Genomic DNA, 18,279 nt, shown 5'->3' with positions numbered 1-18,279 from the left:
AGAAAAAAACAAATACTTCAATTTTTTTTAGTATTTGTTTTTTATGAATTTAATAAGTTTATACTGCTTCTTTTAAAGCTTTAGCTGGCTTAAATTTAATGCTATTACGTGCTGCGATAATAATTTTTTCTTTTGTTGCAGGATTAATACCAGTTCTTTCAGGTTTGGCAACAACTTCAAATGTACCTAAGTCTGGCAAAGCAATTTTATCACCTTGAACCATTAGTTGTGTTAAAGCTTCTGTAAATCCTTTTAAAACCAATTCAGTAGTTTTTTCTGATTGATTAGCAAGTTCTGCTACTTTTTTAACAAAGTCTTTTTTATTCATCTGATCTCCAGTTCTAAATATTAATAATCTTAAAAAATACTTATTAATATTAATTAAAATAACATTAATTTTAAATTTTTTTTAATATTTTTTGTTAAAAAAATTATTTTATTTTATAAAAAAGTTCAATTCATTATTTTTTTTATTGTTTAAAAATAATTTTAATCATATGTTACATTTTTTAAATCTTTAACATAGTTTCTAAATCACTCAATAGCTTTTTTAGTATCCGGCTGGTGATTATTTAAAAACATGTTTTTTAGGCTACACAATTTATACAAATTATTATAAATTGCTACTTCATTATTAGCTGGTTCTAAGCCTAATAAAGTTAATTTTTCTGGGTAATATTTTGATAATAATCTATAACTTTCATCAAAAAACTCCTTATTGGCGATTGCATCAAAGCTAATTGATCCAATAATTGCTAACTTAATAGCGACTAATTGGTCATCAAATTTTGGTCATAAAATTCCTGGAGTGTCTAGCAACTGAAATTCGCCACAATTGATTCATTGTTGTGATCTAGTAATTCCAGGCATATTCCCTACTTTAGTTTTGGAATTTGCTAATAAATTAATTAATGTAGATTTACCACTATTAGGCACTCCCATAACAAAAATTCTTAAGCGAGGCTTTAAAAGACCTTTTTTTAAATCACGCTGTTTTTTTTCTTCTAACATTTGCTGAATCATTTTTAATAGTTTAGCTTTTGAAACGTTTTTTTTCAAGTTAACTAAAATAGTTTTAGAATTTACGCTATTAAATCTTTGAGTAATAGCATTAAGTTTATTTGCATCAGCTAAATCTACTTTTGTAATAACAAATAAACGCGGTTTAGATGGGACAATATCATCAAATTCGGCATTGTAAGTGCTAATCGGAGCTCGAGCATCTAAAACAATAATAAACAAGTCTGCCAATGACTGCTTTTCTTTAATTTGTTTCATGGCTTTTGCCATGTGGCCGGGGAATCATTGAATCATAGACTCTAATTATATAGTCATTTCACTTTTAAATAAAATAAAACATTTTTAAATTACTTAAAAATGTTTTCAAAAATTTCTTCATATTTTGAAACAGGAATAATTTCCAAACCTGCTTTAACCTGATCTGCTAATTCCTCAATATTATTTTCATTTTCTTGCGGAATAAAGATCTTATTAATACCATATTTTAATGCTGCTAAAGTTTTTTCTTTTAAACCACCAATTTTTAAAACTTTACCACGTAATGTAATTTCACCAGTCATTCCGATTTTGTGACTAACTGGTTTTTTAGTTAAAGCGGAAATAATTGCTGTTGTAAATGTTACACCTGCAGACGGACCATCTTTAGGGACAGCCCCTTCAGGAACGTGGATATGAATGTTAGTATTATCTCAATCAAAATCATTAATACCAAATTTTTCTGCATTTGAGCGCACATAACTTAAAGCAATTTGTGCAGATTCTTGCATTATTTCTTTTAATTGTCCAGTGATTTTTAATTCACCTTTACCTTGTGATAAAGCAATTTCAATTGCCAATGTTGAACCACCATATTGAGTATAAGCTAAACCATTAACAACCCCAACACGTTCAACTGTATCATTTTGGTCATCTGTATATTTAGGAATTCCTAAAAACTCAACAATTTTTTCTTGAGTAATTTTAAACTCATTTTGATTATCTAATTTTCCAGTAATTTGTAGTAAAACAATTTTACGTGCAATTTTATCTAAAACTCTTTTTAATTCTCGAACTCCAGCTTCACGAGTGTAGTTTTGAATAATAAACTCAATTTCTTTTTTACCAATTTTGAAAAAGTCTTTTTCAAGTGAATTTTGCTTTAGCGTTCTTCCGATTAAATGATTTTGAGTAATTTCAATTTTTTCTAATGATGTGTATGAAGAAAGCTCGATAATTTCAACACGATCCAATAATGCTTCAGGGATTGATTCATAATAATTAGCTGTAGCAATAAATAAAACTTTTGATAAATCATATTCTAATTCTAAATAATGATCTTGGAAATGAGCATTTTGTTCAGGGTCAAGCACTTCTAACATTGCACTTGAAGGGTCTCCTTTATGATCAGAAGCCATTTTATCTATCTCATCTAATAAAATTAATGGGTTTGATACTCCAGCTTTTTTAATTGCTTGCACAACTTTTCCAGGCATTGCTCCAACATAAGTTCTTCGATGACCGCGAATTTCTGATTCATCACGAACTCCACCTAAAGAAATTTTTACAAATTTTCTTCCCATTGCTTCAGCTATCGCTGTTGCCAATGAAGTTTTTCCTGTACCTGGAGGACCTAATAATGTAATAATTGGTACATTATTAAACAATCTCTGTTTTTTATTTTTACCTTTTTCAAATAAATCATTATTAAATAAATCTAAATCAACAACTTCTTCATTATTAAATTTAATTAAGTTTTTAGAGTTATTTTGTTCTTCTAAAATTTCTCGTTTTTTTAAAACCGCAATAAATTCAACAATTCTTTCTTTAGCTTCTTTTAATCCATAATGGTACTTATCAAGAATTTTTTTAGTATTTTCAATATCTAAAATATCAACTCGTGTTCTTCTTCAAGGTAAATTTTTGATTCAATCTAAATATGTTCTTGAAATATTAGCTTCAGGAGAAGTAACCATCATTCCCTTTAAACGTCTTTTCTCAGAAAAAATTACTTTTTGTACGTTTTCTGGATAAACATATTTTCATTTTTTATTATTGATTTTTTCGCGAAATTCATCTTCATCATCTGAAGTGTCATCACCTAGTTTTTTACGAATAACTTTAATTTTTTCTCGTAAAATAAATTCTCTTTGTTGTTGATCTAAGTTATCTCGAATTTCACGGTCAATTTCTCTTTCTAATTCTGCTTCAAGCTCACTTTTTTCAGCCGGTTTGTGATTTTTTGTTTCAACCTCAAATTCGCCATCATAACCATATTCAACTTTAGCATTCATTTTGAAGTAATTAATTAAAGCATCAAATGCTTGAATAATATCTTGAATTACAAAAATATCATATTGGTTATTAAATTTAACATCAAAAAAATCTAAAATTACAGAAATTACATGATAAGGATTTAAGTTAGGGTTTTTTTCATCTAACATATTTGATAATTCACCAATAAAATCATCAAAAGTATTTGACATATTACCTTTATTTTCTAAAATTGGTTCAAAAAATGAACGCAATAAAACAATGCGTTTAGCGATTTCTTTATGATTATCTAAGCTTTTAGTTTCCATTTTAGCAACTATTGCATTAATATTTTCAGTTAATAAACGTTTGCTAGGTAAAACATCCATAATCATTGCTTTTTCATAACATGAAAAAATTACCGTAATGGTTTTTTTGGTGCGTGAACGAAGTTTAACTTCAGCTAAGCTACCAAACTTGTGTACGGATTCTTCAATATTTTTTGAATTATATAAGTTGCTATCACGTTTTTTTCTATAAAAAATCGCCATCTGCCCATTAGAAGCCAAAGCTTCCTCGATGGCAAGAATTTCCACGGGATTAGATGTTTTAAATTCAAAAACATTACCCGGAAAATTAATTTGATTAAATTTTGTTATAAATGGGACTGTCATTTGTTACCTCTTGTCATAAATAAACGCAGCTTTTTAAATTGGTGCTGCAAAAGTTTTATATTATTATACTAAAAAATTAGCAAAAGCATAGCACGATTGCTAAATTTTTAAAGCTACTTTTCAAATTGGAAAAATCACAATTGCAGAAACTAATAATAAAATTAAATTAAATCCAGTATAAAGTGCAAAACTTCCTAAATAATAATTTGGCATGAATAAAAAGAATGATTTATAATTATCTCATTTTTCTTGAATTTCTCAAAAAGAAATAAAACGTTTTTCATATAGAAAGAAATACAACGAATTTACTAAAAATAAATTAACAAGATTAATAATAAAAGTTGTTAGCAAAATTGTAATGATCAGTGTAGCAATCATTGCAACATTTTGATTTTGAAAAACCTTTTTAAAAACTTTAACAAAAAATCAAATTGAAGCAATAAAAATTAAAGCCACTAAAAACGTGACAAATTGACCTAAAAAACCTTCAGCAGAATAACCAATAGTTGAAAAAGAAGGGGCGATAAAAAAACGTGCCAAAAGAATAACGATTGTATATTTTCATCTCAGCACTAGAAAATTAGCAACAATAAAAATAATTGAAAAATCGAATTTTAAAAAGGCTCCAAAAAAAAAGAACCTTTGTAAAAACGAAAACAATAATGCATGCGCTAGCATTATCGCTGCAAAAATAATACTAAATGTTACAGAATGATAGCGATGATTTTTATTTTTAAGCATTTTTACCGTTACTTAGTGCCGAAGATTCGATCACCAGCATCACCCAATCCTGGAATAATATATTTTTTACTATTTAATTCTTTATCTAAAGCTGCTAAGAAAATTTTTACATCATTAAATTGACTAAAAACTTTTTCAACTCCTTCATTAACTCCAACTAAACAAACTAGTTGAATATTAGTGAAACCATCTTTTTTTAAGCGTGTAATAGCATCAACAGCTGAACCGCCAGTCGCCAACATTGGATCAACAACAATCATTAATGAATCTTTTGGTACATCGGGGATTTTGTAAAAATATTCTTGCGCTTGAAATGTATCTTCATAGCGGAATAAACCTATGTGTCCTACACGAGCTGAAGGTACGAGATCTAAAATTCCTTCAACCATTCCCAATCCTGCTCTTAAAATCGGCACAATTACAACCTCTTTATCCATTTTAGCACCTTGAGCAGTTGCTCCAGTAGGCGATTCAACACTGTAAGGTTTAGTTTGATAATCACGCATGATTTCATAAACCATTAATGATGAAATTTCTTTTAATAGTTGTCTAAATACATGGTGTGAAGTATCTTTATCGCGCATAATTGTTAATTTTGTTTGAATCAATGGGTGTTCAATAATTTTTAGCATATGTTCTACATCCTTTTTTGTGTTTGTTTTTTATAAAACAAAACAATTATAAATAATTTTAATATTTTTCAGTAGGTTTTTCTTGATTTAAAATTTGCACAGCAGAAGAAGTCCCGAATCTCGTTGCTCCTAAACGGTACATATTTTCCATGTCTCGCAAGTTTTTAATTCCACCCGCTGCTTTAATTTCGATTTTTCCAGCTGTATTTTCTTTCATGATTTCAATATCCTTTAATGAAGCGCCACGATTTGAAAATCCAGTGGAGGTTTTTACAAAATCAGCATTTGCCTTAACAACAAGTTGAGTAGCAATGGCAATTTCTGCTTCATCTAATAAAGCTGTTTCAATAATGACTTTAAGAATTTTATTCCCAATAGTTTGCTTTATAGCTGCGATTTCTTGTTCAACATAAAGGTAATCTTTAGATTTGAATTTTCCAATATTGATGACCATATCAATTTCTGAAGCTCCTTCTTCAATCGCTAATTTAGCTTCAAAAATTTTAGCCTCAGTAGCCATTGCTCCTAAAGGAAAACCAATTACCGCAGTGATTCCAATATCACTATTTACTAATTTTTGTGAAGCGTATTTAACTCAAAAAGTGTTAACACAAATTGTTTTAAATTGATATTTAATTGCTTCAGCAATTAATTTATCAATATCAGCTTGGGTTGCCTCAGGTTTTAATAAAGTGTGATCAATTAAATTGTTGTAATTCATTTATTTCATTCTCCTTGTTACAATTGGGGTATTGTTAATTTTTTTCACAATTTCATAAGCCTTATCTAATTTTTCAGCTAGTTTAGGGGCGATGGGATTTGATGAATAAAGTGTAAAAATAACATCACCATTTTGAACTAATTCATTTGTTTTTTTATTAATTGTGATACCAGCTTCAAAATCAATTGGCGATTCCTTTGTTAACCTTCCTGCGCCCAGTTCTGAAGAAACTTCGCCAAAAATTAGAGCTGATTTAATATTCATAAATCCATCTTCAGTCGCTTTAACTTCGTACTTGTATTTTGGAGTTCAAAAATCTATTGCTTTTAATTTTGCAACATCACCATGTTGTAAGCCAATAAACTCATAAAATTTATTCAGTGCAGCTTTGTTTTCTATTACTTCCTCAATCAAAACTCTTGCTTCTTCTTCATTTTTAGCTTTACCAGCTTGTATTAAAATTGTTTCACAAGAAGAGTAGCATAATTCAACTAAATCACTTGGCCCTTTACCATCAAGTGTAGCAATTGCTTCTAAAACTTCATTTTTATTACCAATTTCTCGACCTAAAGGCTGATTCATATTGGTTATTTCAACACGAACATCACGATTCAAATGCTTTCCAATATCAATCATTTTTTGAGCTAGGGTTTCAGCATCTTCTAAGGTTTGCATAAATGCACCATTACCTCATTTAACATCTAATAAAATTGCATCACTACCTGTAGCTAATTTTTTAGACATAATTGAAGAAGCAATTAATGGAATCGAATCCACAGTTCCTGTTACATCGCGTAAAGCATACATTTTTTTATCTGCCGGAACTAAATCATGATTTTGACCCACAATAGCAATTTTATGTTGATTAACATGTTTAATAAATTCTTCTTCTGTTAAATTTGTTTCAAAATTAGGAATTGATTCCAACTTGTCAATTGTGCCACCAGTAAATCCCAATCCCCGCCCTGACATCTTTGCAACCGGTATTCCAAGTGCGGCAATAATTGGGGCAATAATTAATGTTGTTTTATCACCAACTCCACCGGTTGAATGCTTATCAACTTTAATCCCGCTAATTGCACTTAAGTCAATCACTTTTCCTGAATGCATCATTGCCAAAGTTAAAATAGAAGTTTCTTCAGCATCAAGATCATTTAATAAAACTGCCATTAAAAAGGCTGCCATTTGATAGTCTTTAATTTCATCATTAACATATCCTGAAACTACATATTCTATTTCTTCTTTGCTAAGTTTTTCTTTATTTTTCTTTTTGTTAATAATTTTAATAATATTCACGTTTCTGCCCTTTCTGGAGCAATAAAAAACTAACTTAATAAATAAATATTAAGCTAGTTCTAAAGCTATTTTCATCATATCTTTAAATTTAGTTTCTCGCTCTTCTGAACTTGTTTCTTCATGTGTGATTAAATTATCACTAATAGTTAATAAACAAGCTGCTTTTTTACCGGTTTTTTTAGCATTAGCAAATAAACCAAAAGATTCCATTTCTACAGCAATTGCTTCAGTTTTAGCGATCGTTTCTGCCAGTGGCCTTGATGAATAAAATACATCAGAGGAATGAATTTTTCCTACATGAAGTTGAATTTTTTCGCGCTCAGCAATTTGTTTAATTTCAGCATTTAATTCTTTATCAGGGTATAAAACATGAGTTTTTTCACCTAATGCTAATTCAGCATAAATTCCTGAATCTGAATATGAACTTTCAACTAAAACTGTATCATATAATCGCAAGTCAGCTGTATAAGCTCCTGCTGAACCGATTCTAACAATTTTATCAACATCATAAAATTCAAATAATTCATAAGAATAGATTCCAATTGAAGGAATTCCCATTCCTGAGGCAGCAACAGTAACTTCTTTACCATTGTATTTTCCTGTGTAAAAAAAACAATTTCTTACTGAATTAACTAATTTAGCATCTTCTAAAAAATTTTCTGCAATATATTTCGCTCTTAGTGGGTCGCCTGGCATAATTACTAATTTAGCAATTTCATTTTTTTTGGCATTAATATGTGGAGTCATTTTTCCATCCTTAATTGTTAAAATACTTATGCATTTATTTTAACAAATTTAATTAATAAAAAAAATATTTACTTACTTAAAGCTCCGATGTTACTAATTGAGGTAATCATTTGTGCCCCTTGCATAATTAACTCAGTATTTCTGTCTTCATCAGAAATTTCGCCAGGAAAGCAATAAATTTCTTTGCCCATATTTAAAAAATTGCTAACTAAATTCATAATGCCGCTTTTTTTAGTAGATGAAAAGATAACTAATGATTCGCCTAGAGCTGAAATTAAACGATTTCGCTCGCGTAGACGTTGTTTTGATACATTGGCAAATTCGGGATATTCAGAAATGATTAAATTGTTTTCTGAAACTATGACTTCAGAAGCAAAATAAGGATCTTCAACACCATTGCAAGAAATATAAATAATTGGTTTGGCATGCCTTTGGTAATAATGAACAATTTCTTTTTCTAAATTTGGGAAATAACTAGTTACTAAAACATAATTTTTAGCAACTTCTGCAATCGCTTTTTCAAATACTTGTTCAACATTTGAATTTTTGAATTGACCAGTTAAACTAATAATTTTAGAATTATTGATTAAGTTTCAATTTCCTTTATAAAAAATAACAAATGGTGGTTTTGCAAGATATTTAAACACCTCAGGATATTGATCATCTAATATTGTTATTGCTTGAATTTTGCCACTATCAACAGAACTTTTAATATATTCAAAAGTTTTTTTATCAAGTATTTCATTTGTTTTTAAAGCTTTATAAATAGCATCAAAGTCACCTTTGTATTTATAAGCAAAATAAATTAATACATAGTTCATGATATTTATATGTTCCTTTCATTTAATATAAGCTCGAAAATTATTAACTTATTAAAAATATGATTTTAATAAGTTAATTTCAAAATACATTATTGGTAAAATGAATAAAAAACTAGATTTTGAATTATCAATAGATTAAAAATAATGTAATTATTTTTTTAATTTAATAAGTTTTTTAATGGAGGCTTTTCCCTCCATTTATATATAGCTAGAAAAAGCTAATTTTGTAAAAAAATTTTTGAAATTTTTATTAATTAAATATATTTGGCAAAAATAAAAAAAGAAAACTCAACGTTTTCTTTTGTAATTATGCTATGGTTAATATTAATTGATTTTAGCTTTAGCTAAAGCAACAACATCTTTAACTTTTTTGATTTTTAGCAATTCTTCATCAGAAATAGAAATATTTAATTCCACTTCAAGATCAGTTACCATTTCTACTAAATCTAATGAATCAATTCCAATTTTAAAAATATCACTATCTAAATTAAATTTTTGTTTAGTATATTTTTTTAGATATGATATGACCTTGTCTTCTAAATTTTTCATGCAAAAAATTATAACTAATTATTATTAATTTCAAATGCAAATTGATCAACTATTTTTTGACCTTGATAGTGAAATGTAAAGTGAAAATTAATTTTTTGATTTGATACTTTTTGATATTTAACTTCTAAATCACCTTCTGGCAATGTTATTCGATTAGCAAAATCTTTAATTAGTGTGGCAATTAATTTATCAGAAATAATTAATTGATTGTTTTTATATTCTAAATATGGTAAATAATCTTTTACTTCGATTTTTGGAAATACCTCCTCTTTATTCAAAAGTTTGCGACGATCATTGAGATTGTGATTAATCATATTAGATTTTTGTGTTTGCAAAAAAATTAGTGAAGTTAAGCCTGCTGTAGCTGCTAAAATAATAATTGCAGATGAAATTCATACAATTTTTTTATAACGATAATAAAGTTTATTCAAAAAATTCTTCATCTTTTTTATAAGCTAAATTTTTTAAAGTTAGAAAGTCATGAAATTCATTTGCAATATAACTAAGCTGGTTATTTTTAAAATATAATGTTTCATCAGGTTGAAAATCTGAAATTTTTTTCAAAATTTTTAGTTTCATTTTTCCTGTATTATTTAATGAAAAAAACTCATAGTCAAATTCTTGTTGAAAAAATAGATTAATATCTTTAAAATCATAATTTAAATTTAAGTTTACACCATGGTTTAAAATTCCCTTAAAATCAAAAGGTATAATGTATCCTTGACGAGAATTGGGACCCATACCTTTAACCGTTTGTTTGGTAATAAAATCATAATAAGTATGACTAACTATTTCAATATTACCAATAATATCGAAATTACCATAGCGTTCTGGAGAATCTAATTTTTTAAATTCTAAATCTAAATTAGCTTTAGTTTTTAAAGGTAAATTAGAAATTGAGTTAGCAACAATATTTAAATCTCGCTCAATATTTTCGTTATCATCATTAAAAACAGCAACTTTATAAACAATAACATTATGCTCTCCTTGAATAAATTTTTGAGGCAACAAAACAATATTGTTGTAAATGATTGTTTCTTGTTTTTGAATTTGATCTTGCTGTTTTGTTATTTCAGTACGATGAAGTTTTAATGTTTTAAAGTTAATTCCATGTTGATCAACTTGATAATCTTTGTATAAATTTTTAGACTCAAGTTTTATTTGGTTTAATAAATATAATTTTTCATAATTATCATGACGGTGATTAATAACAAAAGCAACAGTTTTTAATTTATCAAATGTTAAATCATTAACTTGCTGAGGTGGTAAAATACTTGCTAAATCTTGTTGCTTTTGTTTTTCTTCAAAAGCAACAAAAAATGTATCTTTATTATTTAGCTGCACATATTTAGCAATTGCAATATTGCCATTAACATTATTTTGCATTTTAAAAGCAAATAAATTAGTTTTTAAATAACGTTTGATTTCAAAAATATGATTTTCAAATCCATAGTCAAATTCGTTAGCGAAATTTGTGTTAGTAGTAACTGCCAAAGCTTGTTTAATAATTTTAACCTGATTTGTTGCAAACTCATTTTGAGCCACAACTACTTGCGGAGCGTAATAATGATTAATTTGCATAAATATGAAATAACAATTGATCCATAGCAGCAACTAGACTTTGATGATATTGTTTATTTTGAAGTTTATTTTTAAAAAAATTAGGTTTTAATTCTTTGTTTAAAAACTCAACTTCTAAAAGATAACGTTTATCTTTATCCAAACTTTGTAAAATAGTTTTAAAAAGAAAGATTTGATTTGATGACTTGTTTTTTGCAAGCATTTCTTGATACGCTAAGAAAAATAAGTTTGTTATTTGCTTTTTTTCAAAAAATTTCATACCTTGAATATAAGCATTTTTTGTTTGTTTCATTTTTTCCTCCATTTATATATAGCTAAAAATGGGCAAAAATGTAAAAAAAACACTTAAAAAAGTGATTTTGCATTTATTTTTAAACAAAAAGGTTATTTTGACTCAGTTTCGGATTTGGCAGTCGATTTATAAAACCTTCTTTTAAATGTTGGTTTCGCATCAGGATCGGATTTAACAAACCGGCAATTAGGAAATCCTGAACAAGCAATGAAACGTTGTCCGGTTCGTTTATTAGTGCGATAAATTAAATCATGATTTGATTCAGGGCATAACTCACCCGTTTTTTCAATGCTAATTTCTTGTTTTTGAATTTTTTCAGCTGATGCATCAACTTCTTTTTCAAAAACATCTCAAAAATGTTGCATTGTTTCTTTATAATTTTGCTTACCTTCAGCAATTAAATCTAAATTTTCTTCTACTTTTGAAGTATAAGTTTCATTGATGATATTAGGAAAATTGGTTACTAACATTTCATTAACAATGTCACCAAAAGAAGTTGGTTTTAAAGCTTTACCTTCTTGTTCCGAATATAATCTTTCTTTTAAAATTTTTACAGTTGAAGCAAAAGTGGAAGGGCGACCTACCTTAATTTCATCTAGTGTTTCGATTAATGATCCATCATTATAACGAGCTGGTGGTTTAGTTTCGTGTTTTTCATCAACATATTCTTCAACCAAAATTTTATCACCTTGCTGGTAATTAGGCAATTCAGTTTCAGCTTCTTGTTCATCTTTATTTAAAGCATAATAACCATCAAAAATTATTTTTGATGCTGACATTTTAAATTGATGATCATTATTACTTAATTTAAATGATGTAACATTTCGAACTGGTGGTTCCATTAGCGATTGCAAAGTATTGTTATAAATTAATGTGTAAACACGTAACTCAATATCATTTAATTGATTTAAATTTTTAGCCGCTTCAGGAGTCAAATTAACATCAGTTGGACGAATTGCCTCGTGAGCATCTTGATCGCCAGCTACACCTTTAATAATTTTAGAAACATACTCAGAACCAAATTTTTTATTAATATAAGCTTTACCTTGATCAATAAAAGTTGTTGATAAACGAGTTGAATCAGTTCTTGGATAAGAAATTAAACCACCTTCTCCAAATCCTTCATAAAGCTTTTGCAGCGCACTTTGAACAGTTGAAGCTGCTAAACCAGCTTTTTTATATAATGCCGATTGCTTAAATGGAGTAAATCGTTTTTCAGTACGTTTCGAAGTTTTAACCTCATTAACAACTAAATCACCTTTTAATTGTTCCATAATAGTTGTGATCTCTTCAGGTTTAACTCAGCTATCATCTCAATTTTTATCATCTGTTTTTTTAAAATATGTTGCAATAATATTTTTATTAATAACAGCTTTGATAGTGTGGTAATGGATTGGAATAAAATCATTAATTTCTTTTTCGCGATCAATAATTAATTTCAGCGCCACCGACTGCACTCTACCCGCCGAAGGATTAGTTGGAGCATTTGCAATTTTGCGATTAATTAGATTTGATAATCTAAAACCAATAATTCTATCAATCATTCGACGAGTTTTTTGTGATTTAACTAAATTTTCATCAATTTTTAACGGGTGCTCTAGTGCTCTTAAAATTGCTTCTTTAGTAATTTCATTATATTTAATTCTTTGGTATTTATCTTCCACTTTTAAAAATTTAACAAGATTTTCACCAATTGCTTCACCTTCACGATCAGGGTCAGTTGCAATTAATACTTCTTCAACCTTTTCAGCAGCTTTTTTTAGTTTTTTGACAATCTCTCTTTTAGTTGGGTCAATTACATATTCTGGTTCTCAATTTTCAAAATCGATTCCTAAACCCATTTTACCTGAGGTTTTCATTTTTACAATATGACCAACTGAAGCCATAACTTCATAATCTTCACCTAAATATTTTTTAATAGTTTTTTCTTTATTTGGTGATTCAACAATAACTAATTTACTCATAGTTAAATTAATATACTATAAATTTCCAAAAATTTCCAAAAAAAAATAAATTTTTAAAAAAAGCAAATAAAAAGAAGCTTTATGCTTCTTATATTATTGAATTAACCTCACGGTAATATAATTTGTATTGATAGCAAGTTACTAAAACAATAAGTAAACTATAAATATTAACGACGAATTTCTTTCATTCTTGCAGCTTTTCCTTTACGCTCACGCATGTAGTAAAGTTTTGCTCTTCTAACTTTATTAGAACGCACTAGTTCAATTGTTGAAATTAGTGGTGAGTTAATTGGAAAAGTTCTTTCAACACCTACACCATAAGAAATTTTTCTAACCACAAAAGTTTCTTTTGTACCTTCGTGTTTCATAGCAATAACTAAACCTTCAAAAATCTGAATTCTTTCTTTTGTTCCTTCTTTAATTCTGAAGTGAACTTTAACGTTATCACCAACACGAAAATGCGGTAAATCTTTACGAATTTGTGAATTTTCAACAGCGGCAATTAATCTATTTTGCATTTTTTATCCTTTCAATTATATCTGGGCGATTTTTTTGAGTTTTTTCTCATTGTTTGGATTGTTTTCATTTTTCAATTTCTGCATGATTACCATTAAATAAAACTTCAGGAACTTTCATGCCTTTATATTCTCTTGGACGTGTGTATTGAGGATAGTCTAAAAGGCCTTGGTTTTGAAATGATTCATATAAATATGATTCTTTCTTAATTACACCATTAACTAAGCGAATTACAGCATCAGCAACAACCATTGCTGATAACTCACCTCCAGTTAATACATAGTCACCAATTGAAATTTCTTCATCTACTAAATAATCAATAATTCTTTCATCAAAACCTTCATAGCGTCCTGCAATAATTGTAATTTCTTTTTCATTTGCTAGTTCATGAGCAATTTTTTGATTAAAAGTTTTACCTTGAGCTGACATAACAATTTTTTTACCACCACATTGTTGTAATGCTAAATCAATTGGTTCAACTTGCAATAACATTCCGTGACCGCCGCCATAAATTTCATCATCAACTTTGTTATGCTTGTTTTGACTAAATTCACGAATGTCAATTACATTAATTTCAACTAAACCTTTAGAAATTGCTTTCGCTATAATCGATTCATTGATAAAGGGTTCAAAATATTTAGGAAATAAAGTTAAAAAATTGATTTTCATAGTTTTGTTAAAACTAAGCAACTTTTTGTTGCTCTTTTTTAGTTGCAAAAGTTTCTAAGATTGCTTCTTTTCTTAATAATCTTTTTGCAGTATCCGTTGGAACAGCTCCTAAAGATAATCATTTGAAAACTAATTCTTTTTCAACTTTTAATTCTTTAGTTTTTGGATTGTAATGTCCAATAACTTCAATAAATCTTCCGTCACGCGGCGCTTTTGCATCAGCAGCTACAACTTTATAGAAAGGGTTGTATTTGCTACCGATTCTTTTCAATCTAATTTTTACCATTCATTTCTCCTTAGAGTGGATTTTTAAAATAAAAAAATAACATAAAATGTCTTTTAAAGCCATTAAACTCGCTACTTTACAAACTAAAGTAATAAAATTTTACCAAAAAACTTAAATATGCTAAGTATTTTTTGCTTTTTATTTTTTATTGGATTTTAAAAGTTATCATTAGTGCAAAATTTTTAGAAATTTATTTTCTAAAAAAATTGGCTAAGGTATAATTTTTTGAAAAAATGAAGTAGGAATTGTCAAGCTAAAAAATATGTTACTATTCCACTTCATTTTTTTATTAAAAAAATAAACAAATGAATGAAAGAGGTTATGAAATTTAAAATGTCAAATACAACAAAAATTGAACAAAAAAAAGATTCTAATAAATTTGATAAATGACAGTTTATTTATTTTGGATTTAATTGAATTGTTGGTTTTGGTTTTATTGGCGCTATGTCAAGTGGATCTAAATTAGGTCCTTGGTCTTTGATTTCTTTAGGGGTTGCTGCATTTATTGCTTTTGCTGTGATGCTAGCTTTTGCAAACTTAAGTAATAGCTTTCCTAAAGAAACTGGTGGAGTTTATGGATATGCAACAAAAATATTTTCACCTTTTTGAAGTTTTTTTCATGGTTGAAACCAGTTATTACAACTTGTCTTAGTTTCAGCAGCAACGCCATTGTTTTTGCAAAAATTAATCACTCAATGGATTGATAAAAATCCTGAACATGAAATTTATTATATGATTGCTTCATTAGTTTTTTTTATTTTAATCAGTATTGTAGGAATTTTTGGCTTGAAATTTTCGAAAATATTTTTATTTTTATTCGGTTTTTTTAAATGATTAATTATATTTGGTGCTTTTTTTATTATTGCTTATTTCGCTTTTAATGAATGAGATTATAAAAATAATTTTGAGTATGTTATAAATGCTAAAAATCAAGTCAGCATTAGTTTAATTACTGCAAACGCTATGGCTTTTATTTTTAGTTTTAATGGATTCAATTCCTTATCAACAATTACTAATGATAGTCGAAATAAAAACTTTAAAAAATCAATGATTTTAATTTACTTAGTTGTTTTAGCATTTTATTTAATTACTTATATTTTGTTTTTAGGTATTAAAAATTCTTATGCTGTTCAAGGGTTTGAAGGGATTTGACAAAAAGCTTTTGGTTGAGCCGGAACTATTATTTTCTTAATCGGAATTGTTGCTAATCGAATTTCGGGACAATTAGCTTATGCCGTGGTATATCCTCGAATTTTAGCACCATTAGCAGAGCAGGGATATTTACCACAAATATTTGTAAAGAAAAATAAATATGGAGTTCAAGCTAATGCAACATTATTGGGCTTAGCAATTGTGATTGTATCAATGACTTTTTTTGTAATTTTGCCATTTGCTTTAAAAGTCGATGATTCTTTTCAAAGTGCTTTAACTACAGGAACTATAGTCTATATTGTGACATATTTAGGAGCATTTTTAGTAATTTTAAAAAGACATTATAAAAAAATACAAACTATTTCCATTTGACAACACATTTTATATCTTAGTGCAATTGCTGCTATTTTTATTGTCTTATTATTTACTTTATTTCCAGTTGTTTTAAATGAAGCTTGACAAGTTAAACACACAGTTATGTTATCTTCTTATATAGGTTCAGTGGCTATTGGAGTAGTAATTTTTCTAATTGCTCGCGTTTTACAAAAAAGAAATATTTCAAAATTAAAATAGAAAGTTAATTCATAAATTAAGTTTGTTAGTTTATTCAATAAAGAAAGTTATAAAATTAGATAAATTATAATTTTTAGTTTTTTTAAATTTAATTTTGATTCTTAAAGAATTTTTATAATAAATTTACGAAGGAAACCTTAAATTCCATACAAATCCATTAATTTTTTAACTATTATTGCTTTAATTCGCATTTTTTTAGAAATTGCATAATTTTTCATTTTTTTATATTTTTCTTATTTGACTTGATTTTTTAGTTTTTTATCTTTTACACAAAATCTGAATTAGAATTGAATTTTTATTTTTTCAATTTTTTAGGAATTGCACGAGTTTTTTATGTATTTTATCTATATTGAGCTACAAAACCTAGGTTTTGTAATTCTTTACATAATGTTAAATAAGAAGCTAATTTAAAATTCTAAATTTTGTTTTTTTAATTCAAGTTCATAAAAAATTATAAAAATTTTGTTTTAAATTCTACAAATAAATTACAAAAACTTAATAATTTTAAAAATATATTTTATAATTTAAATCTATATATTAAATTATTATCATTGACACCAATTGCAACAATAGCTCCTGTAGCATTAATTGCTTGTGGTGAAAATACCAATAAAATTGCAACAAAAAATGTTGTTGATAAACTTTCTGAAAATTTTTTTATGATATTAGCTTAGATTTAAGTTCTGAGCAACCAGTTAATAATCCGGTTTATGTTAAATTAGTTAATTTATTAGCAAAAAATAATTATCCACAAGGTGATAAAAATTTAATTTTAAATTTAGTTGCTCAAGAAATTAATAAAATTCCGATCGCGAACTAAAGAAAACAGAATTATTTGGCGGAGTTGGATTTTCAATAGGTAATTTAGCATTTATAAAACCAGCGAACATAGATAAAATTCAGTCATTACTTTATCTAGAAGTATCGATTACAAATCTAAAATTTAAATTTGTAAGATTTTATACACCAAGTGGTGAAGTGTTCAAAGATTTTGGTGGTTCTGCGAAAGATTTCACAGGTCAAAATATACTTCAATTTATAAGTGAAATGCAAACAGACCTACTAGAATATAAAAGACTTTGGAATGAAGAAATAATTAAAAACCTTACCCCATCAGCAAATCCACCTGTAACTGAATAGAAAATTTTAATTAAAAATCCTGCTTTTAATTAGCGGGATTTTCACTATTTTGTTTTGGGTTTTGTTTAGTTTGGCGACAAACTTTTTTAAGCTGCTCAATATTTTTGCGTTGCGTTATAATTGTGGCAATAGTTCCAAATGGAATAAAGAAACTTCATACCATCATAGTTCTAATGCGTTCGATATTTTTAAATTCTTCAAGATTATCTTTGAAGTAACTAACTAGATCTGCTAATTTTAAAATCATTAAAACTTTCATCACACCACAAGCTGTTATTAATATAAAATAAATTACAAGTAAAAAAAACGCAATAATTGCAAATACAATGGATCCAGCTCATGATATTTCTAAATCATTCATTGCAATCACATTAGCCCTAACTAAGCTGCCAAGTGAAAAATAAGCCAAATATAATGCGAATAAAATAATTATTAAAGGGGTGCCAATTCAAATTGCAATTGATAAGCGCTTTAAAAGTCGATACTTTCAAAGAAATTTATCTAAATTATATTCAATTACCATAATTATTATTTAATGCTCCGTTTCAGTCATGAATTTAATCATTTTCAAGTTTATTAATTATATATTTATTTTAATTTATTAACTAATAAATTTAATTAAATGTGTATTTTCAAACAAAACTTCCTATTCATGTTTTCAAACAAAAGTTCATAT

General features: G+C 27.3%; 20 protein-coding genes. 2 read left to right on the top strand and 18 right to left on the bottom strand.

Features of this window, described 5'->3' with window-relative positions; genetic code table 4:
* Positions 1 to 58 precede the first annotated feature (58 nt).
* The 17 genes from ACW95P_RS01330 to rpsP form a co-directional block, all read right to left on the bottom strand.
* Positions 59 to 328, bottom strand: coding sequence for an HU family DNA-binding protein (locus ACW95P_RS01330; protein ID WP_457961435.1), 270 nt, complete (start codon positions 326 to 328; stop codon positions 59 to 61).
* A 161-nt stretch (positions 329 to 489) separates the two neighbouring features.
* The gene (gene ylqF / locus ACW95P_RS01325; RefSeq protein WP_457961434.1) at positions 490 to 1,314 is read right to left on the bottom strand and encodes a ribosome biogenesis GTPase YlqF; all 825 of its coding nucleotides are present in this window, start codon (positions 1,312 to 1,314) and stop codon (positions 490 to 492) included.
* 53 nt (positions 1,315 to 1,367) lie between these two features.
* Entirely contained in the window at positions 1,368 to 3,923 is a 2,556-nt protein-coding gene (gene lon / locus ACW95P_RS01320; protein ID WP_457961433.1) for an endopeptidase La, read from the bottom strand.
* A gap of 99 nt (positions 3,924 to 4,022) precedes the next feature.
* Positions 4,023 to 4,664 carry an MPN527 family putative ECF transporter permease subunit gene (locus tag ACW95P_RS01315; protein ID WP_457961432.1) on the bottom strand — a complete coding sequence of 214 codons (642 nt, stop codon included), beginning with the start codon at positions 4,662 to 4,664 and terminating at the stop codon, positions 4,023 to 4,025.
* An 8-nt stretch (positions 4,665 to 4,672) separates the two neighbouring features.
* Positions 4,673 to 5,296 (bottom strand): uracil phosphoribosyltransferase, encoded by a 624-nt coding sequence (gene upp / locus ACW95P_RS01310; protein WP_457961431.1) that lies wholly within the window; start codon positions 5,294 to 5,296, stop codon positions 4,673 to 4,675.
* A 58-nt stretch (positions 5,297 to 5,354) separates the two neighbouring features.
* The gene (gene deoC / locus ACW95P_RS01305; RefSeq protein ID WP_457961430.1) at positions 5,355 to 6,017 is read right to left on the bottom strand and encodes a deoxyribose-phosphate aldolase; all 663 of its coding nucleotides are present in this window, start codon (positions 6,015 to 6,017) and stop codon (positions 5,355 to 5,357) included.
* A complete protein-coding gene (locus ACW95P_RS01300; RefSeq protein ID WP_457961429.1) occupies positions 6,018 to 7,313 on the bottom strand; it encodes a thymidine phosphorylase in 1,296 nt (431 codons plus the stop codon). It abuts the gene before it with no gap.
* 48 nt (positions 7,314 to 7,361) lie between these two features.
* On the bottom strand, positions 7,362 to 8,060 hold the full coding sequence (gene deoD / locus ACW95P_RS01295; protein ID WP_457961428.1) for a purine-nucleoside phosphorylase: 699 nt from the start codon (positions 8,058 to 8,060) through the stop codon (positions 7,362 to 7,364).
* 68 nt (positions 8,061 to 8,128) lie between these two features.
* Positions 8,129 to 8,881, bottom strand: coding sequence for a DNA-processing protein DprA (locus tag ACW95P_RS01290; protein WP_457961427.1), 753 nt, complete (start codon positions 8,879 to 8,881; stop codon positions 8,129 to 8,131).
* Between the two features lie 324 nt (positions 8,882 to 9,205).
* Entirely contained in the window at positions 9,206 to 9,430 is a 225-nt protein-coding gene (locus ACW95P_RS01285) for a phosphopantetheine-binding protein (protein WP_457961426.1), read from the bottom strand.
* 14 nt (positions 9,431 to 9,444) lie between these two features.
* Entirely contained in the window at positions 9,445 to 9,861 is a 417-nt protein-coding gene (locus ACW95P_RS01280; RefSeq protein ID WP_457961425.1) for an MHO_1590 family protein, read from the bottom strand.
* A complete protein-coding gene (locus tag ACW95P_RS01275) occupies positions 9,854 to 11,011 on the bottom strand; it encodes an MHO_1580 family protein (protein WP_457961423.1) in 1,158 nt (385 codons plus the stop codon). The genes ACW95P_RS01280 and ACW95P_RS01275 overlap by 8 nt, the downstream gene beginning before the upstream one ends.
* Positions 11,001 to 11,303, bottom strand: a complete 303-nt coding sequence (locus ACW95P_RS01270) for a hypothetical protein (protein WP_457961422.1) — start codon at positions 11,301 to 11,303, stop codon at positions 11,001 to 11,003. Before ACW95P_RS01270 ends, ACW95P_RS01275 begins: the two co-directional genes overlap by 11 nt.
* 92 nt (positions 11,304 to 11,395) lie before the next feature.
* Positions 11,396 to 13,267 carry a type I DNA topoisomerase gene (gene topA, locus ACW95P_RS01265; RefSeq protein ID WP_457961421.1) on the bottom strand — a complete coding sequence of 624 codons (1,872 nt, stop codon included), beginning with the start codon at positions 13,265 to 13,267 and terminating at the stop codon, positions 11,396 to 11,398.
* Between the two features lie 167 nt (positions 13,268 to 13,434).
* Positions 13,435 to 13,785, bottom strand: coding sequence for a 50S ribosomal protein L19 (rplS, locus tag ACW95P_RS01260; protein WP_457961420.1), 351 nt, complete (start codon positions 13,783 to 13,785; stop codon positions 13,435 to 13,437).
* Positions 13,775 to 14,452 carry a tRNA (guanosine(37)-N1)-methyltransferase TrmD gene (trmD, locus tag ACW95P_RS01255; RefSeq protein ID WP_457961419.1) on the bottom strand — a complete coding sequence of 226 codons (678 nt, stop codon included), beginning with the start codon at positions 14,450 to 14,452 and terminating at the stop codon, positions 13,775 to 13,777. The genes rplS and trmD overlap by 11 nt, the downstream gene beginning before the upstream one ends.
* Positions 14,453 to 14,465: 13 nt before the next feature.
* Positions 14,466 to 14,738: a 30S ribosomal protein S16 gene (gene rpsP / locus ACW95P_RS01250; RefSeq protein WP_457961418.1), complete on the bottom strand. Its 273-nt coding sequence runs from the start codon at positions 14,736 to 14,738 to the stop codon at positions 14,466 to 14,468.
* Between the two features lie 333 nt (positions 14,739 to 15,071).
* Between rpsP and ACW95P_RS01245 the strand changes: the two genes are divergently transcribed.
* Both ACW95P_RS01245 and ACW95P_RS01240 read left to right on the top strand, forming a co-directional pair.
* The gene (locus tag ACW95P_RS01245) at positions 15,072 to 16,463 is read left to right on the top strand and encodes an APC family permease (protein ID WP_457961417.1); all 1,392 of its coding nucleotides are present in this window, start codon (positions 15,072 to 15,074) and stop codon (positions 16,461 to 16,463) included.
* Between the two features lie 551 nt (positions 16,464 to 17,014).
* On the top strand, positions 17,015 to 17,137 hold the full coding sequence (locus ACW95P_RS01240; protein WP_457961416.1) for a hypothetical protein: 123 nt from the start codon (positions 17,015 to 17,017) through the stop codon (positions 17,135 to 17,137).
* Positions 17,138 to 17,628: 491 nt separating this feature from the next.
* Here ACW95P_RS01240 and ACW95P_RS01235 read toward each other — a convergent pair whose 3' ends face one another.
* The gene (locus ACW95P_RS01235) at positions 17,629 to 18,126 is read right to left on the bottom strand and encodes a hypothetical protein (protein WP_457961415.1); all 498 of its coding nucleotides are present in this window, start codon (positions 18,124 to 18,126) and stop codon (positions 17,629 to 17,631) included.
* Between the last annotated feature and the right edge of the window lie 153 nt (positions 18,127 to 18,279).

The organism is Mycoplasma pogonae (genome assembly GCF_054170725.1).
Note: the sequence above shows the minus strand (reverse complement) of the source record. Positions and strands in the feature narration are given on the sequence as shown.